The organism is Streptomyces sp. NPDC058534, from assembly GCF_042717365.1.
In the GTDB taxonomy this organism is placed as follows: domain Bacteria; phylum Actinomycetota; class Actinomycetes; order Streptomycetales; family Streptomycetaceae; genus Streptomyces.
This window is the reverse complement of sequence record NZ_JBHXNW010000065.1, coordinates 29,706-51,748: the sequence shown is the minus strand read 5'-3', so window position 1 is coordinate 51,748 and position 22,043 is coordinate 29,706. Positions and strand designations below refer to the sequence as shown.

The 22,043-nt window shown below is 73.5% G+C and carries 22 protein-coding genes; 10 read left to right on the top strand and 12 right to left on the bottom strand.

The features are described 5' to 3' along the window. Positions 1 to 86: 86 nt before the first annotated feature. Both ACFWR9_RS31530 and ACFWR9_RS31525 read right to left on the bottom strand, forming a co-directional pair. Positions 87 to 812, bottom strand: a complete 726-nt coding sequence (locus tag ACFWR9_RS31530; RefSeq protein ID WP_383847919.1) for an ABC transporter permease — start codon at positions 810 to 812, stop codon at positions 87 to 89. Between the two features lie 2 nt (positions 813 to 814). After that, positions 815 to 1,735, bottom strand: a complete 921-nt coding sequence (locus ACFWR9_RS31525) for an ABC transporter ATP-binding protein (protein ID WP_383847916.1) — start codon at positions 1,733 to 1,735, stop codon at positions 815 to 817. A 108-nt stretch (positions 1,736 to 1,843) separates the two neighbouring features. Here ACFWR9_RS31525 and ACFWR9_RS31520 point away from each other — a divergent pair, with 108 nt between their 5' ends. The 3 genes from ACFWR9_RS31520 (at position 1,844) to ACFWR9_RS31510 (ending at position 4,930) form a co-directional block, all read left to right on the top strand. Beyond that, a complete protein-coding gene (locus tag ACFWR9_RS31520; protein ID WP_383847914.1) occupies positions 1,844 to 2,998 on the top strand; it encodes a sensor histidine kinase in 1,155 nt (384 codons plus the stop codon). 14 nt (positions 2,999 to 3,012) lie between these two features. Further along, positions 3,013 to 3,675: a response regulator gene (locus tag ACFWR9_RS31515; RefSeq protein WP_383847912.1), complete on the top strand. Its 663-nt coding sequence runs from the start codon at positions 3,013 to 3,015 to the stop codon at positions 3,673 to 3,675. Between the two features lie 100 nt (positions 3,676 to 3,775). After that, positions 3,776 to 4,930 (top strand): ROK family transcriptional regulator, encoded by a 1,155-nt coding sequence (locus ACFWR9_RS31510; protein ID WP_383847909.1) that lies wholly within the window; start codon positions 3,776 to 3,778, stop codon positions 4,928 to 4,930. Positions 4,931 to 4,972: 42 nt separating this feature from the next. Here the strand turns inward: ACFWR9_RS31510 and ACFWR9_RS31505 are convergent, their stop codons facing one another. Then, a complete protein-coding gene (locus ACFWR9_RS31505) occupies positions 4,973 to 5,734 on the bottom strand; it encodes a GntR family transcriptional regulator (RefSeq protein WP_383847906.1) in 762 nt (253 codons plus the stop codon). A 116-nt stretch (positions 5,735 to 5,850) separates the two neighbouring features. Continuing rightward, the gene (locus ACFWR9_RS31500) at positions 5,851 to 6,738 is read right to left on the bottom strand and encodes an RNA polymerase sigma-70 factor (RefSeq protein WP_383847903.1); all 888 of its coding nucleotides are present in this window, start codon (positions 6,736 to 6,738) and stop codon (positions 5,851 to 5,853) included. Positions 6,739 to 6,865: 127 nt separating this feature from the next. Between ACFWR9_RS31500 and ACFWR9_RS31495 the strand changes: the two genes are divergently transcribed. Beyond that, positions 6,866 to 7,744 carry an alpha/beta fold hydrolase gene (locus ACFWR9_RS31495; protein ID WP_383847900.1) on the top strand — a complete coding sequence of 293 codons (879 nt, stop codon included), beginning with the start codon at positions 6,866 to 6,868 and terminating at the stop codon, positions 7,742 to 7,744. Here the strand turns inward: ACFWR9_RS31495 and ACFWR9_RS31490 are convergent. Both ACFWR9_RS31490 and ACFWR9_RS31485 read right to left on the bottom strand, forming a co-directional pair. After that, the gene (locus tag ACFWR9_RS31490) at positions 7,696 to 8,565 is read right to left on the bottom strand and encodes an esterase/lipase family protein (RefSeq protein WP_383847898.1); all 870 of its coding nucleotides are present in this window, start codon (positions 8,563 to 8,565) and stop codon (positions 7,696 to 7,698) included. The genes ACFWR9_RS31495 and ACFWR9_RS31490 overlap by 49 nt on opposite strands. 153 nt (positions 8,566 to 8,718) lie before the next feature. Beyond that, positions 8,719 to 9,213 (bottom strand): SRPBCC family protein, encoded by a 495-nt coding sequence (locus ACFWR9_RS31485; protein ID WP_383847896.1) that lies wholly within the window; start codon positions 9,211 to 9,213, stop codon positions 8,719 to 8,721. A gap of 219 nt (positions 9,214 to 9,432) precedes the next feature. Here ACFWR9_RS31485 and ACFWR9_RS31480 point away from each other — a divergent pair, with 219 nt between their 5' ends. The 6 genes from ACFWR9_RS31480 (at position 9,433) to ACFWR9_RS31455 (ending at position 15,903) form a co-directional block, all read left to right on the top strand. Continuing rightward, positions 9,433 to 10,080 carry a hypothetical protein gene (locus tag ACFWR9_RS31480; RefSeq protein ID WP_383847894.1) on the top strand — a complete coding sequence of 216 codons (648 nt, stop codon included), beginning with the start codon at positions 9,433 to 9,435 and terminating at the stop codon, positions 10,078 to 10,080. Between the two features lie 49 nt (positions 10,081 to 10,129). Continuing rightward, complete coding sequence (locus ACFWR9_RS31475; protein ID WP_383847891.1) at positions 10,130 to 11,887, top strand: NAD(P)/FAD-dependent oxidoreductase; 1,758 nt, start codon at positions 10,130 to 10,132, stop codon at positions 11,885 to 11,887. Then, the gene (locus tag ACFWR9_RS31470; protein ID WP_383847889.1) at positions 11,884 to 12,561 is read left to right on the top strand and encodes an RNA polymerase sigma factor; all 678 of its coding nucleotides are present in this window, start codon (positions 11,884 to 11,886) and stop codon (positions 12,559 to 12,561) included. The genes ACFWR9_RS31475 and ACFWR9_RS31470 overlap by 4 nt, the downstream gene beginning before the upstream one ends. Before the next feature lie 52 nt (positions 12,562 to 12,613). Next, positions 12,614 to 13,318 (top strand): hypothetical protein, encoded by a 705-nt coding sequence (locus ACFWR9_RS31465; protein ID WP_383847886.1) that lies wholly within the window; start codon positions 12,614 to 12,616, stop codon positions 13,316 to 13,318. Positions 13,319 to 13,366: 48 nt separating this feature from the next. Beyond that, positions 13,367 to 14,944 carry an ABC1 kinase family protein gene (locus tag ACFWR9_RS31460; RefSeq protein ID WP_383847883.1) on the top strand — a complete coding sequence of 526 codons (1,578 nt, stop codon included), beginning with the start codon at positions 13,367 to 13,369 and terminating at the stop codon, positions 14,942 to 14,944. An 83-nt stretch (positions 14,945 to 15,027) separates the two neighbouring features. Further along, the gene (locus ACFWR9_RS31455; protein WP_383847881.1) at positions 15,028 to 15,903 is read left to right on the top strand and encodes an SAM-dependent methyltransferase; all 876 of its coding nucleotides are present in this window, start codon (positions 15,028 to 15,030) and stop codon (positions 15,901 to 15,903) included. A gap of 64 nt (positions 15,904 to 15,967) precedes the next feature. Here the strand turns inward: ACFWR9_RS31455 and ACFWR9_RS31450 are convergent, their stop codons facing one another. Genes ACFWR9_RS31450 through ACFWR9_RS31425 form a run of 6 tightly spaced genes read right to left on the bottom strand, consistent with a single transcriptional unit; the run spans position 15,968 to position 22,029 of the window. Next, complete coding sequence (locus ACFWR9_RS31450; RefSeq protein WP_383847879.1) at positions 15,968 to 17,209, bottom strand: wax ester/triacylglycerol synthase domain-containing protein; 1,242 nt, start codon at positions 17,207 to 17,209, stop codon at positions 15,968 to 15,970. A gap of 52 nt (positions 17,210 to 17,261) precedes the next feature. Beyond that, positions 17,262 to 18,584 carry an NAD(P)/FAD-dependent oxidoreductase gene (locus ACFWR9_RS31445; RefSeq protein ID WP_383847876.1) on the bottom strand — a complete coding sequence of 441 codons (1,323 nt, stop codon included), beginning with the start codon at positions 18,582 to 18,584 and terminating at the stop codon, positions 17,262 to 17,264. Continuing rightward, on the bottom strand, positions 18,581 to 19,162 hold the full coding sequence (locus tag ACFWR9_RS31440; RefSeq protein WP_383847873.1) for a flavin reductase family protein: 582 nt from the start codon (positions 19,160 to 19,162) through the stop codon (positions 18,581 to 18,583). Before ACFWR9_RS31440 ends, ACFWR9_RS31445 begins: the two co-directional genes overlap by 4 nt. Beyond that, entirely contained in the window at positions 19,134 to 19,601 is a 468-nt protein-coding gene (locus ACFWR9_RS31435) for an aromatase/cyclase (RefSeq protein ID WP_383847871.1), read from the bottom strand. The genes ACFWR9_RS31440 and ACFWR9_RS31435 overlap by 29 nt, the downstream gene beginning before the upstream one ends. 41 nt (positions 19,602 to 19,642) lie before the next feature. Next, entirely contained in the window at positions 19,643 to 20,905 is a 1,263-nt protein-coding gene (locus tag ACFWR9_RS31430; RefSeq protein WP_383847925.1) for an aspartate aminotransferase family protein, read from the bottom strand. A gap of 2 nt (positions 20,906 to 20,907) precedes the next feature. Then, on the bottom strand, positions 20,908 to 22,029 hold the full coding sequence (locus tag ACFWR9_RS31425) for an SDR family oxidoreductase (RefSeq protein ID WP_383847924.1): 1,122 nt from the start codon (positions 22,027 to 22,029) through the stop codon (positions 20,908 to 20,910). Between the last annotated feature and the right edge of the window lie 14 nt (positions 22,030 to 22,043).

Here is a 22,043-nt window from a genome sequence, read left to right as displayed (position 1 = left end):
ACCGCAGAACTCGAAGGCTCCGGCGTCGAAAGTGCTCACCTGCTGGCGGCTACGGAACCGAGCATTCCCCGGTTCCGTAGCTCCCATTAGGCGTCCCGGCGACGCAGCCGCCACGCTCCGGCGAGGAGCGCGGCCGCCGCCCACAGCGCGGTCACCGCGAGGCCCGTCCACGGGCCCAGGTGCCCGTCGTGCGTCTGGTAGACGACGACTTGCCCGGCCCTGTCCGGCAGGAAGTCGGTGGCGCCGCCCGCCACGTCCCCGATCACGAAGGAGATGATGAGGATGAACGGGATCAGGGTGGAAAGGGTGGCCACGCCGCTGCGGAACAGGGCGGTGAGACCGGCCGCGAGCAGTGCCATCAGCGTGAAATAGATCCCCAGGCCCACGACGCCGCGCAGCTGCTGACCCGCGGTGAGTCCGTCCGCCGCCGGACCGAGGCCCGCTCGGGCCGCGAAGAGCGCGGCGGTCGCGGTGAGCAGTCCCGTCACGAGGGTCGGTACGGCGACCACCACCAGCTTCGCCGCGAACCACCGGCCGCGCCGCGGTACGGCGGCCAGGGAGAGCCGGATCGCGTTGCCGTGGTACTCGGAGGACACGACCATGGCACCGAACGCGATGGCGGCGATCTGACCGGGCATGACCCCGGAGAGGGCCATGAACAACGGGTCGAAGTCCGGGTCCGAGGTGTCGGAGACACCCGCCAGGGCGGAGAAGGCCGTGGTGACCGCGAAGACGGCCAGCAGCGTGCCGCACAGCGAACGCAGGCTGAGCACCTTGAGCGCCTCGGAGCGGAGTACGGGCGTGAAGGACATGGTCAGGCCTCCTGGGGCTGTGCGGTGAACTCGGTCTCGGTGGCCGTCAGGTCGAGATAGGCCTGCTCCAACGTGCCCTCGTCCGAGGCCAGTTCCAGGACGGGCACGCCCGCGCCGGACAGGGCGCGGCCGATGTCGTCCACGCGCGCGTGGGGCACGGTCCAGTACCCGTCGTCGTGCTCCACGGCGTCGTGTCCGTGCCGGGCGAGGGCGGCCTTCAGAGCGGTGGCGTCCGACGTGCGGACACGTACGCGCGGTTGGACGCGCGCGTCGATGAACTCCCGCATCGGCAGGTCGGCGAGCAGCCGCCCCCGGCCGAGGACGACCAGGTGGTCGGCGAACGACGCGGTCTCGTTCATCAGGTGGCTGGACACCAGGACCGTGCGGCCCTCGGCCGCCAGGCGGCGCAGCAGTCCGCGGATCCAGATGATGCCCTCGGGGTCGAGTCCGTTGGAGGGCTCGTCCAGCATCACCACTTCGGGCTCGCCCAGCAGCGCGGCGGCGATGCCCAGCCGCTGGCGCATGCCCAGTGAGTACGTCCGCACCCGGCGGCGGGCGACCGACGCGATGCCCGTCTCCTCCAGCACCTCGTCGACCCGGCGCGCGGGGACGCGGTTGCTCGCCGCGAGCACGCGCAGGTGGTCCCGGGCGGTGCGCGAACCGTGGGCGGCGTCCGCGTCGAGCAGGGCGCCGACGTGCCGCAGGGGTTCGGGGAGGGAGGCGTAGCGGCGGCCGCCGACGGTCGCCGTCCCCGAGGCCGGCCGGTCGAGGCCGAGGACGAGCCGCATGGTGGTGGACTTGCCGGCCCCGTTGGGACCCAGGAAGCCGGTGACCCGGCCGGGGCGCACGGTGAAGGTGAGGTCGTCGACGGCTCGTCGGGTGCCGTACTCCTTGGTGAGGTTCTGGACGTCGATGCTGGTCATGGCAGCAGCTTGACGGCTCGTGAGGGGGCGAGTCCTCCCCCGCCGGTGGAGATCGGCTCCCCCGTGCGGGGGAGGCCCGCTGTCAGTGGCGGCTGGCACGATGAGTCAATGGTCCGCTTTCTGCGCCCGCTGGTTCGGGGGGCTACGTACACACGCTTCGTGTACCTGTGGGTGCCCATGCTCGTTGTGAGCGTCTGGGTGCTCATCGACGACACGAAGATGTGGGTGCCCGCTGCGCTGCTGATCCCGGTCGGTTTCATCCCCGCGGTGCGAACCGGTGAGGGGGTCCAGGCGCGTTGGCTGCTCACGCCCGGTCAGGAGGACACAGGCTTCTCGGTGGCCCCGGCGACGACCTGGCGCGACCGGCTGCGCACGGTGGTGTGGCTGCAAGCGCGCCTGCTGCTGGGCATGTTGACCGCCGGTGCCTGCGTCTGGCTGCCGATCCTCGCCGTCGAGCTGGTCCGGCTCTCCCTGGGACACCGGATCGACGACATACCCGTGCTGCGGGACGCCTCGCCGCACTGGGCGTACGCGCTCCTGACACCGCTCCCCCTCCTCGCGCTGTACGGCGTGGTGGTGGGTCTCGGTGTCCTGGCGACGGCGGGCGCCCGCGCGCTGCTCGGCCCGTCCGCCGCCGAACGGCTCACCGCCCTGGAGGAACGCACCGAGCAACTCCTGGAGCGCAATCGCATCGCCCGCGAGCTGCACGACTCCATCGGCCACGCCCTGACGGTCGCGGTCGTGCAGGCGGGGGCGGCCCGCGCGGCGAACAGTCCGGAGTTCACCGAGCGGGCCCTCACCGCGATCGAGGAGACCGGCCGGGCCGCCCTGGAGGATCTCGAACGGGTGCTCGGCGTCCTGCGGGAGACGCGGACGCCGGTGAGCTCCAGACCGACCCTCGCGGACGCCGACCGGCTCCTGGAGTCCGCGCGCGTCTCGGGGGCCAAGGTCGACGCCGAGGTCACGGGCCCGGTGGAGACGCTGCCGGGCCCGGTCTCCCGCGAGGGATACCGCATCCTCCAGGAGTCGCTGACCAATGTGCTGCGGCACGCGGGCGCGGTGCCGACCCGGGTCCGCGTGGCGGTGGCGGACGGCGCGCTCACCCTGGAGGTGCGCAATCCGCTGCCGGACGCCAGAGCCTCGCCCGCCCGTGGCAGCGGGCTGCGCGGCATCCGCGAGCGGGCCGCGCTGCTGGGCGGGCGGGCGCACACGGGCCCCGACGCCGGCGATTGGCGGGTACGCGTCGAGCTGCCGCCGGGCTGATCTACGCTGGGCGGATGCCGGTCAGAGTGCTCCTCGTCGACGACGAACCCCTCGTACGCGCGGGTCTGCGGGCCGTGCTGGAGGCGCAGCCGGACATCGAGGTCGTCGGAGAGGCGGCGGACGGGGCGGCGGTCGTCCCGCTGGTGCGTCAGGTGCGGCCGGACGTGGTCGCCATGGACGTCCGGATGCCGCTGCTCGACGGCATCGAGGCGACGCGCGCGCTGCTGCGGACGGTGGCCGACCCGCCGAAGATCCTGGTGGTGACGACCTTCGAGAACGACGAGTACGTGTACGAGGCGCTGCGCGCGGGTGCGGACGGGTTTCTGCTCAAGCGCGCCCGGCCGGCCGAGATCGTGCACGCGGTACGGCTGATCGCCGAGGGCGAGTCGCTGCTGTTCCCCGCCTCGGTGCGGCAACTGGCCACCGAGTACGGCGACGACGGCGGGAACCGGGCGGCCCGTGCCACGGTGGAGCGGGCGCGGCTGACCGAGCGGGAGGGCGAGGTGCTGCGGCTGATGTCGCGCGGGCTGTCGAACGCGGAGATCGCCGCCCGGCTGGTCGTCGGCACGGAGACGGTGAAGTCGCATGTGAGCGCGGTGCTGGCGAAGCTGGGGGCACGGGACCGCACGCAGGCGGTGATCACGGCGTACGAGTCGGGGTTCGTGGCGCCGGGGTGAGGCGCGCGCACGGGCCGGGAAGGCGCGGACCGGCACTCGCCGGGGCGGAGCGGGCCGAGTACGATCCGGCCCACACGCGCACGAGCTGGGAGGACGGACCTTGGGTGGCCTGACCGGCGGGGATCCGTCGCTGTTGCGGAGGATCAACTCCGCGGTGGTGCTGCACGCGTTGCGTGCGACGGACTGCGCGACGCTGACCGAGATCACCCGGGTGACGGGCCTGTCCCGGCCGACCGTCGAAGGCGTCGTCGAGGGGCTGATAGAGGCGGGCCTGGTGGTCGAGGCGGCCGCCGACGAGGGCACCGCCCGGCGGCAGGGGCGGCCGGCGCGGCGTTTCCGGTTCCGGGCGGAGGCGGGGCATCTGCTGGGGCTGGAGATCGGGCCGCACCGTGTCGCCGCGCTCCTGTCCGACCTGGACGGCCGGGTGATCGGCGCCCAGGCCAAGGACGTCGACGAGGGTGCCTCGGCCGACGAGCGGCTGGAGCGGCTGCGCACGGCCGTCGCCGAGCTGTTGCGCCGGGCCGGGGTCGCGCGCGGCTCGCTGCGGGCCGTGGGCGCGGCCACGCCGGGGATCGTCGAGGCGGACGGCACGGTCCGGCTGGGGACCGCGCTGCCGGGGTGGACGGGGCTGAGTCTGGGCGAGCGGCTGAGCCGTTCCTTCAAGTGCCCGGTGCTGGTCGAGAACGACGCGAACGCGGCGGCGGTCGCCGAGCACTGGAAGGGCGCCGCCACCGAGTCGGACGACATCGTGTTCGTGCTGGCCGGGCTGAGTCCCGGGGCCGGGGCCCTGATCGGCGGGCGGCTGCACCGGGGGTACGGCGGCGCGGCCGGGGAGATCGGCGCGCTGCATCTGATGGGCCAGGACGTGACGCCGGAGACGCTGCTGTCGACGACCGACCAGCCGCTGCATCCGCTGGACGAGCAGGCGGTCGCCAAGGTCTTCGCCGAGGCCCGGGAGGGCGATCAGCGGGCCCGCGCGGCCGTGGAGCGTTTCATCCAGCGGCTGGTGCACGACGTGACGGCGCTGGTGCTGGCCCTGGACCCGGAGCTGGTCGTCGTCGGCGGCTGGGCGGCGGGGCTGGACGGCGTACTGGAGCCGTTGCGCCGGGAGCTGGCCCGGTACTGCCTGCGCCCGCCCCGGGTGGCGTTGTCGCTGCTCGGTGAGGCCGCCGTGGCGACGGGCGCGCTGCGGCTGGCCCTCGACCATGTGGAGGAGCAGCTGTTCGCGGTGGAGGGCGCGACGGCACGCCGCTGACCCGCCGGGGGCGGGTGCGGGCGGCGTCGTGGGCGGGGCCGGTCAGGAGGCCCGGGTCTGCGGGCCGTGGTGGATCTCCACGTCGCCGGAGTCCCCGAACGTCAGCCTGCAGGTGTCCGCGCGGTAGGTGGCGACGGAGAACGCGGCGGTGCGGCCCCCGGCGAGGTAGCGGGTGGTGACCACGAGGACGGGCGCGCCGGGGAGGCGGTCCAGTTCCTTCGCGTCGTCGGCGCCGGCCGAGCCCAGCTCGACGGCGCTCTCCCGGCGCTCCAGGTCGCCGCGCTGGAGTTCGCGCAGTACGGCACGCGCGCGGGCGGCACCGGAGGGCGACTCGATGGCGGTGAGGTCGGGGACCGAGGCCGGCGGGACGTAGAGCAGCTCCGCGGCGACGGGCTGGCCGTGGGTCACGCGGGAGCGGCGGACGGTGTGAACGGGCTCCTCGCGGCCGGTCCCGAGGGCTTCGGCGACGGCCGCGGGCGGGGCCGCCGGCGCGCAGTCGACGGGCTCCCAGGCGTCATCGGCGGTGCCCGGCCAGGCGTGCTGTGCGGTGCCGACGGCAACGCCGACGCGCGGCGGGGCGACGGTCGTGCCGACGCCACGGCGGCGCTGGAGGCGGCCTTCCAGTTCGAGCTGCTCCAGGGCCTGGCGGAGGGTCGCGCGGGCGACGCCGAAGCGGGCGGCGAGGTCGCGTTCGTTGGGCAGGACCTCGCCCACCGAGAACTCCGAGTCCAAGGCCTCGCTGAGTACGGTCCTGAGGTGCCAGTACTTCGGTTCCGGCACCGATTCCAACTGCGTGGTCCCCACCGTGTCCTCCGCAATCGCCGTGGTCCGGCGGCGTTTTGACGCCCTTGTTTATTAAAGGTTGTTGCAGTTCTCTGCGACCATAAGACGCCCCACCCCCTTGGTCAAGACCAATCCGGCTATGCGAGGTCGCCCAGGGAGAGCAGTTTGTCGGGGTTGCGGATGATGTACACCGACTGGATGCGCCCGTCGGCCACCTCGATCTGGAAGACGGAGTCGGGCTTGCCGCCCGACAGGGCCAGCAGGGCCGGGCCGCCGTTGATCTCCAGGAAGCGGTAGGAAAAGTCCGGGACGCCCTTGCGGGCCGCGCCCTGGAGGAAGCGGGCCACCTTGTCGGAGCTCTCCAGCACGCGCAGGGGTGCCTTGGACTTGCCGCCGCTGTCGCCCACCAGCCGGACGTCCGGCGCGAGCAGCTCCATCAGCCCGGCCAGGTCGCCGTCGGCCGCGGCGGCGAGGAAGCGCTCGGTCAGGTCGCGGCGCTGCGCCGGGTCGACGTCGTAGCGCGGGCGTCGCTCGTCGACGTGCTTGCGGGCGCGGCCGGCGAGCTGACGCACCGCGGCCTCCCCGCGCTCCAGCATGGCGGCGATCTCCGCGTACGGGTAGCCGAACGCCTCCCTGAGCACGAACACCGCCCGCTCCAGGGGTGACAGGGACTCCAGGACGACGAGGACGGCGAGGGACACGGAGTCGGCGAGGACGGCCCCCTCGGCGGTGTCGGGCACGGTGTCCCCGAAGTCGGTGACGTAGGGCTCGGGCAGCCACGGGCCGACGTACGTCTCGCCGCGCGACTTGATCTGGCGCAGCCGGTCGATGGCGAGGCGGGTGGTGACCCGCACCAGGTAGCCGCGGGGTTCGCGGACGGCAGAGCGGTCGGCGCCGGACCAGCGCAGCCACGCCTCCTGGACGACGTCCTCCGCGTCCGCCAGGCGGCCCAGCATGCGGTAGGCGACACCCAGGAGGACGGGGCGGTGTGCTTCGAAGACGTCGGTCACGGTTTCGGTGGTCACCGCTCCATACCAGCGGACGCGTCCGGTCGTGTCCAGACGGAGCCGCCGGGGGCTACCCGTCAGTAGCTCTTACTGACAGGCTGTCTACGCAACGCCTCATCGTCCGCGTGTCCCGACAAGGAGCCCCATGTCCGCAACGCTCTCCTTCACGGCCCCCACCCCGCACGGTCCGCAGGACATCACCGTCGCCTACGCGCGCGTGGGCACCGGCGAGCCGCTGCTCCTGCTGCACGGCATCGGCCATCACCGGCAGGCCTGGGACCCGGTGGTCGACATCCTCGCCACCGAACGCGAGGTGATAGCCGTGGACCTGCCCGGGTTCGGGCAGTCGTCCGCGCTGCCGCAGGGGCTGCCGCACGACCTGCCGACGACGAACGCGGTGCTCGGCGCCTTCTGCGCGACGCTGGGGATCGACCGTCCGCACGTGGCGGGCAACTCGCTGGGCGGTCTGCTCGCCCTGGAGCTGGGCCGGCGGAACCTGGTGCGGTCGGTGACCGCCCTGTCCCCGGCGGGCTTCTGGACGCAGGCCGAGCGGCGCTACGCCTTCGGCGTGCTCATGGGGATGCGCCGGACCGCCCGGAGCCTGCCCCTCCCCCTGGTCGAGCGGCTGTCCCGCACGGCCGTCGGGCGCACGGCGCTGACCAGTACGATCTACGCCCGGCCCGCCCGCCGCCCGCCCGAGGCCGTGGTCGCCGAGACGCTCGCGCTCGCACACGCCGAGGGGTTCGCCGAGACACTGCGGGCCGGACGGAGCGTGCAGTTCACCGACGACGTGCCCGGTATCCCCGTGACCGTGGCATGGGGGGACCGGGACCGGCTGCTGCTCCCCCGGCAGGGCGTCCGCGCCAAGCACGCCGTCCCGCGGGCCCGCCTGGTGCGGCTGCGCGGCTGCGGTCACGTCCCGATGAACGACGACCCGGCGCTGGTGGCCCGCGTCCTGCTGGACGGCAGCCGCTCTCAGGAGGCGAGCGCCGCGAGCACTTCCCTCAGCACCGTCGGGTTGTAGGGCATGCTCGCGTGCGGTGTGCGGTCGTCCGGGTCGATGTCCTGGAGCACGATGTTCTTGACGTAGCGGCCCTCGGTCTCCGCCAGGGCGCATGAGGTGTACGGGGTGACCACGTCGTCGTGCCGGGTGGCGATGACCGTGTGCCGGACGCCCTCCGTGGTCTCGCCGAGTTCGGCCAGCTCGCGCTGGAAGGGGTGGTCGTGCTGGAGCTGCGGCCAGGCCGGCACGACCTCCCCGACGGCGCCCTGTTCGAGGAGTTCGACCGCTCCGGGGATCTGGCGGGCGAGGTTCAGCAGCCCCTGCGCGGTGACTCCGTGGTTGCTGGGCGCGATGCCGACGAAGTTGTGCACCTTGGGCCCGCCGCCCAGCGCGCCCAGGTAGTAGCGCGGCATCATGCCGCCCTGTGAGAAGCCGACGACGTCGACCTGCTGGGCGCCGGTGCGCCGCAGCACCTCGTCGACGAAGTCGGCGAGCTGCCGGGCCGAGTGCTTGATGTCGCCAAGGCCGAAGATCACGGGGTCGCCGTGCTGGCCGTAGTCGAGCCGGAAGACCCGGTGGCCGTGCTGGCGCAGCAGCGGTGCGGCCGAGGTCCAGGTGTAGCCGCGGTTGCCGAAGGTGCCGTGCACCAGCACCACGGGGCGCGGATGTTCCTCGTCGGCCGGGACGTTCCAGTCGTCCTCGCCGGCCTGTACGTCGACGGTCGCGACGAGCTGTGCGGTGCCGGTCTGTCCGAGGCCGGCCAGCCGGTGCGGGGATTCGGTGAGGTCCGTGGTGACGTCCTCGGAATTGACCCCCGGGATGTGGGGATTCAGGAAACTCACGACGCTCTCCCTGTCGTTGGGACGGCCCGCCGGGGTCACCGATGGGCACGCTGCGACTTCTCAGTCTCGCGTCCATCGAATTGCGCAACGATCCCTCGTCCGAGGGAAAGAATTCCCTCCATCGGGTCATTAGGGTCCGTTCATTCGAATGCGTCACGCGGCCCGTCGGAGGGTGGCGCTGCGCAGCAGCCGCACATACCAGCCGCACCCGACGGGACGGGCCACCCGTCCGGTCAGCGCCCGCTCGGCGCAGTCCATGCCGTGCCCGAACGCCGCGTCGTGCAGCGGCCGGACGATCAGCGCCCAGGCCAGCCAGCGGACGCCGCGGGGGCGGACGACGAGGGTGTTGCGCAGCACCGTCCGCCCGTCGTCGAGACCTTCGAGGCTGAACTCGTGGAAGCCGTCGAAGCCCGGGGGGCCGGTGAACCGGAAGCGGACCCAGCGGCCCGGCACATAGTGGCTCACCACATACCGCACCGGTCCGTGGCCGCCGGGCACACCGACGGCCAGCGGCCGTTCGAAACGCAGCGGTGGCCAGTCGGGCGGCCAGAGACGGTCGTGCTCGCTGCCCAGCGAGTCGATCAGCGCGCCGACCCTTTCCGGTGCGACGGGCAGGGGGCGTTCATGCACGTTCAACACGGCGATCACGCGATTCATGCTGCCCGTTCCCGCTTTCCCGGAACTCCGCCGAAAGGGGGGTAGCCGGAACGCACGACCGGAGCGCGTATCGCGAGCCGCGCGCCGTCGCCCGTACGCCAACGCGCGGGCGACGGACGGGCGTTGCGCGTGGGGGTGCGACGGCGCCCGAGCGTAAGGAGAGATGAGACGGAAACCGCCGGTACGGCACACAGTGAGGGGGATGCGGTCATGGCCGCAGGGCCCGAGGTACCCGAGTCCGGTGACGAGGGGGCGAGTTGGCCGGCCGTCCCGCCGGAGGCGCTGCCCGGCGCGTGGCAGCCCCTGCTGGGGCGGCCCGCCCTGGCGGAACTGCTCGGACATCCCCTCGTGGGCGCCGCCCTCACACGGATGCGCCGGCTGCCGCCGCGGGTCGCCGTGCACTCCCTGCGGACGTTCCTGCTGGCCGACGCCCGCGCGCGGGTCGACGGAACCGCCTACGACCGGGTCGGGCTGCTGGCCGCGGCGGCGTTCCACGACGCCGGGCTGGTGGGGCGCTCGCCACTCGGCCGCGGCGGATTCCCGGGCCACTCCGCCGAGTTGCTCGACCGCTTCCTGGCCGGCCATCAGGTGGGCGCGGCCCGGCGCGGGGCTCTGACCCGCTCGGTGCGTGAGCACATGCGGCCGTTCCCGGCGCGCGACGCCGGACCGGAGGCGCGGCTGCTGCACTTCGGTGCGTGGCTGGACGTCACCGGGCGCGGCGAGCGTCACGTTCCGGGAGACCGGCGGCGGCTGTCCGAGCTGGCGCCCACTCCTTTGTTCGCCGTCTCCTTCTCCGCCCGGGTCGCGGCCTGCGGGCTGCGCCGGGTGCTGCCCGCATCCCCGGCCGCCCACCGGTGACCGCGGAGCCGGGCAACTCGCTCTACCCGTCGCGAAAGGAACCGCAGACATGCAAGAGGACCAGCGTGTTTTCGATGTCGCCATCGTGGGTGGCGGCATCGGCGGGACGATGCTGGGGGCCGTGCTCGCCCGCCACGGCGTGCGCGTGCTGCTGCTGGAGGGCAGCGGCCACCCCCGCTTCGCCATCGGAGAGTCCACCGTCCCCGAGACCACGTTCGGCCTGCGGGTGCTGGCCCGCCGCTACGGCGTCCCGGAGATCGAGCACCTGGCGACCAACGGGGCGCTGCGCCGCCACGTGTCGTCCAACTGCGGGGTCAAGCGGAACTTCAGCTTCGTCTACCACCGGGAGGGCGAGCCGACCCGGCCCGACGAGTGCACCCAGTACCCCACCTGGGGTCCGCCGCTCGGCCCGGACTCGCACTACTTCCGCCAGGACGTGGACGCCTACATGTTCCACGTCGCGGTGTCCTACGGCGTCACCGCGTACACCCACACCCTCGTCGACGACGTGAAGTTCGAGGAGGACGGCGCCACCCTCGTCACCCGGGACCGGGGCAGCTTCCGGGCGTCGTACGTGGTCGACGCCGGCGGGATGCGCGCCGTGCTGCCCGAGCGGCTCGGGCTGCGGCAGGAGCCGCCGTACCGCACCCGATCGCGCACGATCTTCACGCACATGGTGGACGTGCGCCCCTTCGACACGGTGGCGCCGCCGCGCGCTGAGCACGGCATGCCCAGCCCGTTCAGCCAGGGGACGCTCCACCACATGTTCAAGGGCGGGTGGCTCTGGGTCATCCCGTTCGACAACCATACGAGGAGCACCAGCGAGCTGTGCAGCGTCGGCGTCAACCTCGATCTCGACCACCATCCCCGCCCGGACGACGTCCCGGCCGAGGAGGAGTTCTGGCGGCACGTGCGCCGGTTCCCCAGTGTGGCCCGGCAGTTCGACCGGGCGCGCGCGGTGCGGCCCTACGTGTCCACCGACCGCACCCAGTTCGCCTCGCAGAAGGTGGTCGGCGACCGCTGGTGCCTGCTGCCGCACGCCAGCGACTTCATCGACCCGCTCTTCTCCAGCGGACTCGCGGTCACGGTGATGGCGCTCAACGCGCTCGGCCACCGCCTCATCGAGGCCGTGCGCCAGGACGACTTCGACACCGCCCGGTTCGCGTATCTGGACCACTGGACCAAGCGCATGTTCCGGTTCTACGACGACCTGGTGTCGTGCAGCTACATCTCGTTCGACGACTTCGAGCTGTGGAACGCCTGGAACCGGGTGTGGACCATCACCACGCTGTACGGGACCAACGCGCAGAACCAGGCCGCCGTGACCTTCGAGAAGACCGGGGACACCGCCTGCTTCGACTCGCTGGAGCTGCCGCCCTACCGGGGCCTCCAGGGGGTCGACAACCCGTGGGTGGAACGGCTCTTCGACCAGGCGAGGGACGCGATGCTCGCCTACCGCGCGGGCGATTCGACGAAGGAGCGGACCGTCGCCCGCATCTACGAGCTGCTGCGTGAGAGCGAGCTGTGCCCGGCCGTGTGGGGCACCCTCGACCCCGAAGACCGCTGCCCCGCGGGGGTGTTCACCCTGTGGCCGCTGATGAAGATCCTGCTGTGGGGCAAGTTCCGCTCGCCACGCCACGTCCGCGGTTCCTACTTCACGGGCGGCGCGCGGCTGGTGGGCAAGGAGGCCGTCCAGGCGTACACCACCGAGCTGCGGGCCGGCGGCTCCCAGGTCCATCAGACCGTGCGGGACATGTGGGTCAACTGGAACCGGGACTGGGCACGGCGTCCGGCGCCGCGGAAATGAGCGCGCAGAATCATTCCTGCCGACCGGCGGAGACACACATTCCGGTTTGCCGCTCCAGGGCCTCGGGTAGGAAAAGCACATGGCCGAGGAATAGAAAGTCGGCCGCGATTCCCCTGCTCAATCCGAGAGACAACGGGCTGCAATCCACAATGGCGCGACATTCCACCTGCCAATCGCCCGCTGAATGCTCCTGGGAAGACATCTTCCAGCATCAGGACCGCCTCATGCGGTTGGTTCGGCGAAGACTGCCAAGTTTTCAGGACGCCGAGGACTGCGTTCAGGAAACCATGGCCCGCGCAGCCGCCCACGCCGCGTTGGACAGGAATCGACTCGGTGCCTTTCTGACGTCCGTGGCGCTTCGCCTCTGCATCGACTTCTACCGTGACATGGACCGTCGCAGCAGACTTCTCCAGCGCGCGACCCTCCTGGACGCCTCCGGCACGACCGAGGAGGACGTCTGCGACAGGGACTTCGGCACATGGCTCCTCGCCCAGGTCCAACACCTGCGGGGGCGGGAGCAGGAAGTCATACTCGCCCGCTCCAAGGGAATTTCCACGGCGGAATTCGCCCGCATGCACAATATCTCCGTCAAGGCGGCCGAGGCCGCCTTCACCCGGGGCCGCGCACGACTCAAGAACGTGTGCGCAAAGGCCCTGGAAGGCTGCACCCAGTAAGCCACCGAGCCGCACCTCCCCCATCGAAGAGAAACGGAAAGGGAGACCACCCATGTCCAACAACAAGAACATCCAGGATATTCTCAAGGACCTCGTCGGCAATATGGCCGACAGCGGGAAGGAGGCGTTCGACGACATTCTCAACCGCCCGGAGAAATCCGGCTCGTGCGGCTCCGGCAACCCCGTCGACACCCTCGCCGGGCTGCCCGCGAACGCCCTCGGCGCGCTGGCCGGCGCCGTCAACCCGGCGATGGCGCTGGCCGGCGCCGCGAACCCGCTGGCGGCCCTCGCGGGCGGGCTGGGCGGTGTGGGCGGCCTGGCCGGCGCGGCCAACCCCCTCGCCGGGCTGGGTATGGGCGCCGCGAGCCAGCTGGGCAACATCGCGAACGCGGCGCAGAACCCCCTGGCCGCCCTCACCGGCGTCGCGGGCGCGGGCAACCCGCTCGCGGCCATCGCCGGGGCGGCCAACCCGCTCGCCGCGCTCAGCGGCGCGGGCAACCCGCTGGCGGCGCTGGGCGGTGCCGCGAACCCGCTGGCCGCGGTCGGCGGCGCGGCCGGCGCCCTCGGCGGGCTCGGTCAGCTCGCCGGAGGACTCGGGCACGCGGCGGGCGGGGCCGGCGACCTGATGTCGCTGCCGACCCAGCTCACCCAGCTGCTCCAGATGCTGCCCAAGCTCATCGAGGCGCTCCAGGGCGCGGCCGGGCAGCAGGGTGGCGGCGGCACGGCCAAGGGCGGGACGTCCTCGGCCTCCGGCTGACCCGGTCCCACCGTCCCGTCGTCCATCCGTCAGGGAGGAACACACACGATGGCGTCTGTCGTCGGTGACCGGCTGCGTCTCGTGGTCAAAGTCCTGGGCAGCCTCGTGGCCGACGAGGTCGGGGAGGCGACGCGACTGCGGAGACGTACACGACGGGACCTCCGGTCCCCGGCGGGGGGCGCCGACGCCTCCGCCGGGTCCGGCAGCGACTCCACGGCCGGTTCCGAGCTGCGCCGTGCGAAGGCGGTGCGGCAGGCGCTGGAGAGCCTGGGGCCCTTCTATGTGAAGCTCGGACAGATCCTCTCCACCCGACCGGACATGGTGCCGCAGTCGATCCGCGAGGAGCTCCAGAACCTGCACGACCAGGTGGACATCCAGCCGTTCTCGGTGTTCGAGCCGGTGCTGGCGCGCGACCTCGGACCGGACTGGAAGCTGCGCTTCGACGACGTCGAGACCGTCGCCCCGCTCGGGGCGGCGTCCCTCGCCCAGGTGTACCGGGTGACCCTGCCCGGCGGACGCCCGGCCGTGGTGAAGATCCAGCGGCCCGGCATCCGGGAGGGCGTGCTGGCGGACATGGCCCTGATGCGCCGGGCGTCGAAGATCGTGGCCCGGGTGGCGCCCCGGTTCAACGAGGTCATCGACATCGAGGCGATGCTCGGCTCGGTCTTCGACGCGATGGAGCCCGAGCTGGACTTCAACGGCGAGGCCCGCAACATGGACGAGGCCCGCGAGCACATCCGGCCCTTCCGCACGCTGGAGGTCCCCCGGGTCCTGTACGCCGGCCCCCGGGTCCTGGTCCAGTCGCTGGCCGGCGGCACATCGGTGCGGCACATCGACCGCGCCCACTTCACCGACGACGAACGCGTCGAGATCGGCAAGGACCTGCTGCGCTTCATGTACCACGGGTACTTCGTGCACCGCTTCTTCCACGCCGACCCGCACGCGGGCAACGTCTTCGCCGCGCCCGGCGGGCCCGCGACACTGATCGACTGGGGCATGGTGGGCCGCCTGGACCGTCGCACGAGCCTGCAACTGCTGCCGTTGTTCATGACGTTGGCGCAGAACGACGGCGCGGGCCTGGCTCAGCACTGGGCGGAGATGGGCCGGATCACCCCGTGGGCCAACATGCCGGCCTTCGCAGCCGACATGGCGGCCTTCGTGCCCAAGGTCTCCCATCTGGCGCTGGAGGACATGAACTTCGGCGTCTCGCTCACCACCGTGCTGGCGAAGGCGACCAAGCGGGGCATCGGGTCGCCGCCGGCCGTCTCGCTGCTGGGCAAGTCCTTCGCGAACCTGGACGGCTCGGTGCGCTGTCTGGCTCCGGAGATCACGCTGCCGGAGGTGTTCCAGGGCGAGGTGCCGAAGATCCTCTTCGCACTGGGCCGCGAGTTCCTCGGCCGCAACCAGTTCGCCCGCAACTCCATGGAACTGCTGCTCGCCGCGGTCACCAGTCCCGACCAGGCCCGCGCGGTGCTGTCCGACATCGCCAACCGCCAGTTCGCGCTCAACATCCACGAGCCGCGTACCCCAGCCGCGATGGGCGGTCAGCGGTCCTCCCGCCCGTCCGGCGGACTGCTGGCCCTCGGTGCGCTCGCCGTGCTGCTCAGCCGCCGCCGCTCCCCCTGAGCCCGCCGTCCGGACCCGAACCACCGCACCGGACCCACCGAACCGGGCGCACCGAACCGAACCGACCGACACGGAGGTCTCCCATGCCTGACCCCGCACAGCCCCAGCCCCCGCCCGCGCCGGACGCCCCCCTGCCGGACGGGCTGTCGCGGGTCGCCCTCTGGACGGCGTCCGCCCACGCCCGGGAGTACGGACGGTCCGCGCCGTATGTGCGCGACCCGTGGGCCGCCGACTTCGTCCGCGCGGCCGGCTTCACCGGCGGCCCCCCTGGCGACGGCCCGCTGCAACGGCTGCTGCCCGACTGGGCCGTGGTGCGCACCCGCTTCTACGACGAGTTCCTGGTGGGCGCGGCCCGTGCCGGATGCCGCCAGGTGGTGCTGTTGGGCGCCGGTCTGGACACCCGCGCCTTCCGCCTCGACTGGCCCACGGGGACACACGTCTTCGAGATCGACGATCCGGCGCTGCTGGCCTTCAAGGAGCACGTGCTGGACTGTGCCACGCCGTCCTGCGGGCGCCGCAGCACCGTGGGTGCCGACCCGGCCGGCTCCTGGGGCGGAGAACTGCTCGCCGCGGGGCTGGATCCGCGCCGGCCCACCGCGTGGCTGTCCGAGACGTACCTCTACCACCTCCCGCCGCGCACGGTGGAGTCCCTCGTGCGCACGATGACGGAGCTGTCCGCGCCCGGCAGCGCCTTCGGCGCCGAGTGCGTGAACGCCGGCGCCGCCTCGTCGTCGTTCGTGGCGCCGTTCCTGGAGGCACTGTCGGCGACCGGGATCTCCTGGCAGTGGCAGCTCGCCGATCCGCGGGGCTGGTGGGCGGAGCAGGGCTGGGACGCGGAGGTCGCCGACCTGTTCACGCTGCCGTACGTGGTGCAGCGGCTGACGCCCTACCTGCCGCTGCTCACCGAGGCAGCGGCGAAGTGCGTGTTCCTGACGACGGGGACGCTGAACGAGCGCTGACCGCCGGGCGAACGACGGGGCCCCGGGCACACGCCGCCCGGGGCCCTCGCCGTGCCCTGTACCGCTACGGCCGTTCCAGTTCCAGCAGCGCCGCGAGCCACAGGTCCGGGAGCGCGTCGGCACTCGTCAGGGCCTCGTCGTGGATGACCGCGAGGCAGGCGGTGTCGTGCTGGCTCGTCAGGGTGGTGAGGCAGCGGATGCCGGCGCCGAGCCCGGAGTAGAGGACGCAGCGGCGGGCGGTGTTGCCCTGGTGGACGAGGGCGCTGCCGAAGTCGACGCTGCTCACCGGACCGGCGACGGAACGGCCGTTGACCATCCGGGTGCCGACCCGGGCGCCGATGCCTCGCGGGCCGGCCGTGAGCAGCAGCCGCAGGGCGTCGCGCTGGCGGCCGGTGCGGATGGTGTCGGTGCGGGCGACCACCCGGGTCAGGGCGTGCCGCGGGGACGGCGCGTCGCAGGGCAGCAGGACGCGGGCGACGACGAGCCGGTTGCCCGGGGCGCACTCCTCGCCGCGGGTGCGCACCGACATCGGGACCGCCACCGGCAGCGGTGGGTGGGCGGCGCCGGTGCTCTTCCGGTGCCAGGTGCCCACCGCGTGGGCGAGCGCGGCGAGGAAGACGTCGTTCACCGTGGCGCCGTTCGCGCGGCCGACGGCCCGCAGCCGGGCCACCGGGACGACGGCCTGACACATGGTGGTCCGGCCGCTCACCGGTACGTCGAAGGCGGGCTTGTCGCTGGCGCGGAAGGAGGCCGCCACGTCGCCGACGGCCCCGGCGAGTCCGCCGAGTGCGGGCGTGCGGCGGCGATAGGCCGGCGGCCCGCCCGCGGGGTGGTCGTCGAGCAGGGCCCGGGCGGTGTGGGCGGCGCCCACGCCGTCCTGGAAGGTGTGGTCGGTGCGGTAGCACAGGCTGTGTCCGCCGGTGGGGCCGTGCACCAGCCACACGTCCCAGGGCGGACGGCCCTCGCCGCCCATGGGACGGGACAGCATCAGCCGTCCGGCGCCCGAGCCGTCGTCGTCCCCGGGCAGCCATGCCTCGTGCACGTGCCGTTCGACGTCGATCCCGTCGACCCGGGAGAACGTGCGGCTCGGCCGCGCGATGCGGTAGCGCAGGGCCGGGATGCCCGGGGCCCGTTCGGCGACCCGGGCGCGTACCGAGTCCAGGGTGGGCGCCCGGCCGGAGAACCCGAACAGGAAACCGGCCGGCAGCGGTCTGCCGCCCATGGCCAGGTGATAGGCGACGTCGGCGGTGCCCATGGGCAGGGAAGCCGGCAGTGCGTCGTGGGCGCCGGGGCGGGGGTCGTGCATCGGGAACCTCTCGTTCGGTTGCGGGACATGGCTACCGCGCCGGACCGGCCCGTCAGCACGCGTACCGCGCGACACGCCCGAGCGTGTCCACGTACCCGCGCAGCACGAACCGGCCGGGCCCGCCCACGGGCAGGCGTGGGGCCCGGGAGCGGTGCCACGGCAGCGGTTCGCCGGGTTCCGGCTCGCCCAGCAGGGCGGCGGCCACGTGCGCTCCGTGCGCCACGGACAGGGCGAGGCCGTGTCCGCAGCAGCCGCCGACGTACCAGACGTCGGGCAGGCCCTGGACCGGCCCGACCACCGGCAGGTCGTCGCCGGTCATGCCGATCCGGCCGGACCAGCGGTGGGTGACCCGGACCCGGGCGAGGTCGGGGTGCAGGGACCGCAGCCAGCCCTCCAGCCGGGCCCAGGCCCGCTCGCGGAGCGCCTGGAGCCGGGGAGCGCCGAGCCCGGCCGGGACGGTGGCGGTGCCGCCGCCCGCGACCAGCCCCCGGTCCGGCAGCAGCCGGAAGTACGGTGCCAGCGGCACGGCGTCGACGACGGCGTGCCCCGCGCGCCCGCCCAGCGCCTCGTACGCGGCGTGGCTCAGCGGCTCGGTGGCGACCGCGTACACCTCCAGCGGCAGGACCGTGCCGACCGGCAGGTGCAGTGCCTGGGCGGCGGAGTTGACGGCGAGCACCGCCTGACCGGCGTAGAGCCTGCCGTGCGGGAGGACCAGCTCCGGGCCGACCAGGTCGCCCGGGCGCACGGCCAGCAGCGGGCTGCGGCCGTAGAACCGCACCCCCTTCTCGGCGCAGGCACGGGCGAGGGCGCAGGTCAGGGCGGCCGGGTCGAGCGTGGCGGCGGGCCGGTGCAGGAGCGCCGCCCGGTAGGGCACGCCGACGCGCTCCCGGATGCCCGCCGGGGTGAGGACCGGCATGTCCAGGCCGAGTTCGCGGGCGGCGCGGGCCTGGCGGGCGAGTGCCACCAGGCCCGCCGGCGAGCGCGTGGCGATGAGCTGGTCGCCGGGGCGCACCCCGCAGGGCACGTCCAGCCGCGCACACAGGTCGAGGACGTCCCGCACCGCCCGCTCACCGGCGCGGTGCATGCGGCGTGCGGCGCGCGGGCCGTAGCGGCGCACGGCGCGGTCGAGGGCGGGTCCGGCGCGCGGGCCGAGCAGGCCGGTGCCCCGGCCGCTGGCCCCGGCGGCGGGTTGCGCGGCGTCCACCACGGCGATGTCCAGCCCAGGTGCGCGCTCCGCGAGGTGGTAGGCGCAGGACAGCCCGGCCAGGCCGGCCCCGACGACGGCCACGTCCGCGGTGACCACGCCGTGCAGCTGGGGCTGGGACGGCAGTTCCGCCGGACCCCAGCGCGGCGTTCCGGCCGGCTGCCCCGTCATCCGGCGGCGTCCGGTACCGGATCGGTCAGCGCGCCGAACCTGCGGTCGTGCCACAGCAGCGGGCGGCCGGCGCCCACGTGCACGGCGGCGACGCGGCCGACGACGAGGTGGTGGTCGCCGTAGCGGCGTACGTCCTCGGTGAGGCACACCGACCAGGCGAGCGACCCGGCCAGCACCGGGACGCCCAGGACCTGCCGGGTGTCGGTGCCGGCGAACCGCTCGGCCGCGGTGGTCGTCGGTGAGGCGAACCGGCCCGCCAGGTCCTGCTGTTCCTCGCGCAGCAGGTGCACGGCGAAGGTCCGCCGGGCGCGGACGGCGGCGAGGGTGCGGGAGCCGTCGCGCAGGCAGGCCAGGAGCAGCGGCGGGCGGGCGGAGAGCGAGGTGACGGCGGAGACCGTCATGCCGAGCGGTCCGTCCTCGCCGCGGGCGGTCACGACGGTCACCCCGGCGGCCAGCTTGGCGTACAGGCCGAGGCAGCGGGCGGCGCCCGGTCCCGGCTCCTCGCGCAGGGGGTCGGCGGGCGGCGGCGCGGGCCGCTCGGCCGTCCGGTCAGTGACGAGCCGCAGCCGCGCGTTCATCGATCACCTCCGCGTCCGCCAGGCCCCGCAGCACCCGGGCGATGTTGGCCCGTACCGTCGACTCGGCCACCGGGTCGAGGATCTCGGCGAGGGACGGGATGCCCAGGTCGAAGGCGGCGGTGAAGACGACGAGCGTGCCGCCGCCCCGCGCCTCGCAGCGCCAGCTCCCCTCGAAGGTCTGGAAGTCGCCGCTGAGCTGCTCGAAGGTGAGGGAGTACGTCTCGGGCGCGTAGGTGTCGCGTTCACGCCACCGCATCAGGCCGCCCCGGAACTCGACGGTCCAGTCGGAGACGGTGGAGCCGTCGGGCAGCGGCGGTTCCACCCGCACCTCGCGGAAGGTGGCGCTGTACTCGGGGTAGCGGCGGAAGTCGCTGATGCGGCGGTAGACCTCGGCGGGTGCCAGGCCGTCGGCGAGGGCGTGCAGGACCACGTGACGCATGGGTGGTTGGTTCCTTCCCGGAGGGTTCGCGGACGCGGGTGTCAGCCGGCCATGCGGCCGGCAGTGCTGTGCAGGGCCTCGGCGAGGGTGGTGCGGAACAGGTCGAGCGCACCGTCCTCGACCACGGCCGGCGGCGTCAGCCGCAGCACCCGGGTGGAGTTGAGGGAGTGGTTGACGAGCACGCCGCGGGCGATCAGTTCCAGCAGCATCTCGCCGACGGCCTGTTCCTCGGCGAACTCGACGCCGATCAGCAGCCCCCTGCCGCGCACCTCGCGGACCAGTCCGCCCTCGTACGGCGCGCAGACGGCCCGCACGGCGGTGAGGATGCGGGAGCCGAGCGCGGCCGCGCGGGCCACGGTGTTCTCGTCCTCCATCGCCCGTACGGTGGCGAGGGCGGCGGCGCAGGCGATCGGGGAGGCGCCGAAGGTGGAGGTGTGCAGGTAGGGGTCGCGGCTGAAGGGCGCGTAGGCCTCCTCGGTGGCGGCCATCGCGGCGATCGGTACGACACCGCCGCTGAGCCCCTTGCCGGCCAGCAGCACGTCCGGGCACACGTTCTCGGCGTCGACGCCCCACCAGGTGCCGAGCCGCCCCATGCCGGTCTGGATCTCGTCGACGACCATCAGGGCGCCGTACGCCCGGCACAGTGCCCGCACCTGGCGGAGGTAGCCGGGGCGGGGGATGCGGACGCCGCCCTCGCCCTGGACGGGTTCCACGATGACGCAGGCCCGGTCGCGGCGGGCGGACAGCGCCTGTTCGAGGTCCGCGGGATCGTCGTAGTCGACCTGGGTGACGTCCGGCAGCAGGGGCTGGAACGGTGTCTGGTAGGTGGCGTTGGCGGTGACGCTGAGCGCGCCGAGGGTCTTGCCGTGGAAGCCCCGGCGGGTGGTGATCACCGAGGACCGGCCCTGGGCGCGGGCCAGTTTCAGGGCGGCCTCGGTGGCCTCGGCACCGGAGTTGACGAAGTGGACGTAGTCGAGGCCGGGCGGGGTGTGGGCGGCGAGGGCCTGGGCGGCCCGGGCGGCGACCGGTTCGAGGAAGACGCGGCTGGCCAGCGGGTGGGTGTCGATCTGCCGGTGCACCGCCGCGACGACGGCCGGGTGGCGGTGGCCGAGGATGAACACGCCGTAGCCGCCGAAGTCCAGGAAGCGGCGGCCGTCGTCGGCGTGGATCCAGACGCCCTCGGAGCGGACCTCGGCCATGCCGCCCATGACCCGGCCCATGACGGCGCGGCCGGTGCCGATGTGCTTCAGGTAGAGGTCGACCACGTCGGTTCGGCCGGCGGACGGGGCGGAGGGGGGTGACATCGTCACGACGCCACCTCCGCCGGGGTGGCCGCGGCGGCCCGGTGCCGGCTGAGCAGGCCGGCTCGGTCCTCGGCCCAGCTCTCCGCGTTGCGTACCAGCGCGGCCCGGAGGTCGGCGCGGGTCAGGCGGGTGCCGCAGTGGGGTTCGCCGAGGGAGGTGTCGAAGGGCAGTTCCCGCTGGAAGACCAGCAGCAGTTCCGCGTAGTGCTCCAGCCGGCGGCGGACCGAGGCGGGCAGCGCGGTGCCCTCCAGCATGGGCAGCAGCAGCCGGTGCACCGCCTCGACGGGGATGAGCCGGGGGCGCTGGGGGCGGGGCAGGCCGTGGCGTACGGCGACGTCGGCGCAGACGTCGGCGACCTCTCGCAGTTCGACGGCCTCCCTGCCCGCCGTCAGCCAGTACTCGCCGCCGCCGACCCCGCCCCGGACCAGGCTGCCGACGGCCCGTGCCACGTAGTCCTGGGGGACCATGTCGATCCGGGCCTCGGGTGCCCCGGGAAGCACCGGCACCTGTCCCAGGACCATCGACCCGATCGTCTTGGTCAGGCCCTGCTGACCGGCGATCCGTCCGGTCGTGGAGTCGCCCATGACGACCGAGGGCCGCACGATGACGCCCGGCACCCCCGCCTCGCGGGTCATCTGCTCGGCCCGGCTCTTGGAGTCGAGGTAGGCGGCGGCGCCGGGGAAGCGCCGGCGGTCCTCGTCGGTGGGGGTGTTGGCCACGAACGCGGTGCTCATGAGGTACAGCGGCGCGTCGGCGCGGGCCGCGAGGTCGAGCACGTTGTCCGCGCCGCGCACGTTGGTGTGCGTGATGTTCTCGGGCGGGACGCGCCAGTTGGTCTCGGCGGCGGAGTGCAGCACCACGTCCACCCGCAGGGCCAGTTCGTGCCAGGCCAGGGGGCTCAGTCCGAGCCGGGGAGCGACGAGGTCGCCCTGGAGCTCGCGCACCCGCGGGTCGCGCAGTGGTGTGTTGCGGCGCAGGCACAGCAGGTCGTAGTCGGGTGCCAGTTCGTCGATCAGCGCCCGCCCGAGCACTCCGGAGCCGCCGGTGAGCAGCAGGGTGGGGCGGTCGCGCGGTTCCGTGCGGCCGGCGGGCAGGACGGTGAGACGCGGGTTGTCCGAGGGCATGAGGGTGTTCTCCC

What these genes read in the sequence shown, in the direction of transcription:
- ACFWR9_RS31520 (WP_383847914.1), top strand. Translation starts at nt 1,844, where the DNA reads ATGGTCCGCTTTCTGCGCCCGCTGGTTCGGGGGGCTACGTACACACGC.
- ACFWR9_RS31480 (WP_383847894.1), top strand. Translation starts at nt 9,433, where the DNA reads ATGGCCGCAGGGCCCGAGGTACCCGAGTCCGGTGACGAGGGGGCGAGT.
- ACFWR9_RS31430 (WP_383847925.1), bottom strand. Translation starts at nt 20,905, where the DNA reads ATGTCACCCCCCTCCGCCCCGTCCGCCGGCCGAACCGACGTGGTCGAC.
- ACFWR9_RS31470 (WP_383847889.1), top strand. Translation starts at nt 11,884, where the DNA reads ATGAGCGCGCAGAATCATTCCTGCCGACCGGCGGAGACACACATTCCG.
- ACFWR9_RS31440 (WP_383847873.1), bottom strand. Translation starts at nt 19,162, where the DNA reads ATGAACGCGCGGCTGCGGCTCGTCACTGACCGGACGGCCGAGCGGCCC.
- ACFWR9_RS31425 (WP_383847924.1), bottom strand. Translation starts at nt 22,029, where the DNA reads ATGCCCTCGGACAACCCGCGTCTCACCGTCCTGCCCGCCGGCCGCACG.
- ACFWR9_RS31525 (WP_383847916.1), bottom strand. Translation starts at nt 1,735, where the DNA reads ATGACCAGCATCGACGTCCAGAACCTCACCAAGGAGTACGGCACCCGA.
- ACFWR9_RS31475 (WP_383847891.1), top strand. Translation starts at nt 10,130, where the DNA reads ATGCAAGAGGACCAGCGTGTTTTCGATGTCGCCATCGTGGGTGGCGGC.
- ACFWR9_RS31465 (WP_383847886.1), top strand. Translation starts at nt 12,614, where the DNA reads ATGTCCAACAACAAGAACATCCAGGATATTCTCAAGGACCTCGTCGGC.
- ACFWR9_RS31435 (WP_383847871.1), bottom strand. Translation starts at nt 19,601, where the DNA reads ATGCGTCACGTGGTCCTGCACGCCCTCGCCGACGGCCTGGCACCCGCC.
- ACFWR9_RS31445 (WP_383847876.1), bottom strand. Translation starts at nt 18,584, where the DNA reads ATGACGGGGCAGCCGGCCGGAACGCCGCGCTGGGGTCCGGCGGAACTG.
- ACFWR9_RS31530 (WP_383847919.1), bottom strand. Translation starts at nt 812, where the DNA reads ATGTCCTTCACGCCCGTACTCCGCTCCGAGGCGCTCAAGGTGCTCAGC.
- ACFWR9_RS31495 (WP_383847900.1), top strand. Translation starts at nt 6,866, where the DNA reads ATGTCCGCAACGCTCTCCTTCACGGCCCCCACCCCGCACGGTCCGCAG.
- ACFWR9_RS31455 (WP_383847881.1), top strand. Translation starts at nt 15,028, where the DNA reads ATGCCTGACCCCGCACAGCCCCAGCCCCCGCCCGCGCCGGACGCCCCC.
- ACFWR9_RS31515 (WP_383847912.1), top strand. Translation starts at nt 3,013, where the DNA reads ATGCCGGTCAGAGTGCTCCTCGTCGACGACGAACCCCTCGTACGCGCG.
- ACFWR9_RS31450 (WP_383847879.1), bottom strand. Translation starts at nt 17,209, where the DNA reads ATGCACGACCCCCGCCCCGGCGCCCACGACGCACTGCCGGCTTCCCTG.
- ACFWR9_RS31460 (WP_383847883.1), top strand. Translation starts at nt 13,367, where the DNA reads ATGGCGTCTGTCGTCGGTGACCGGCTGCGTCTCGTGGTCAAAGTCCTG.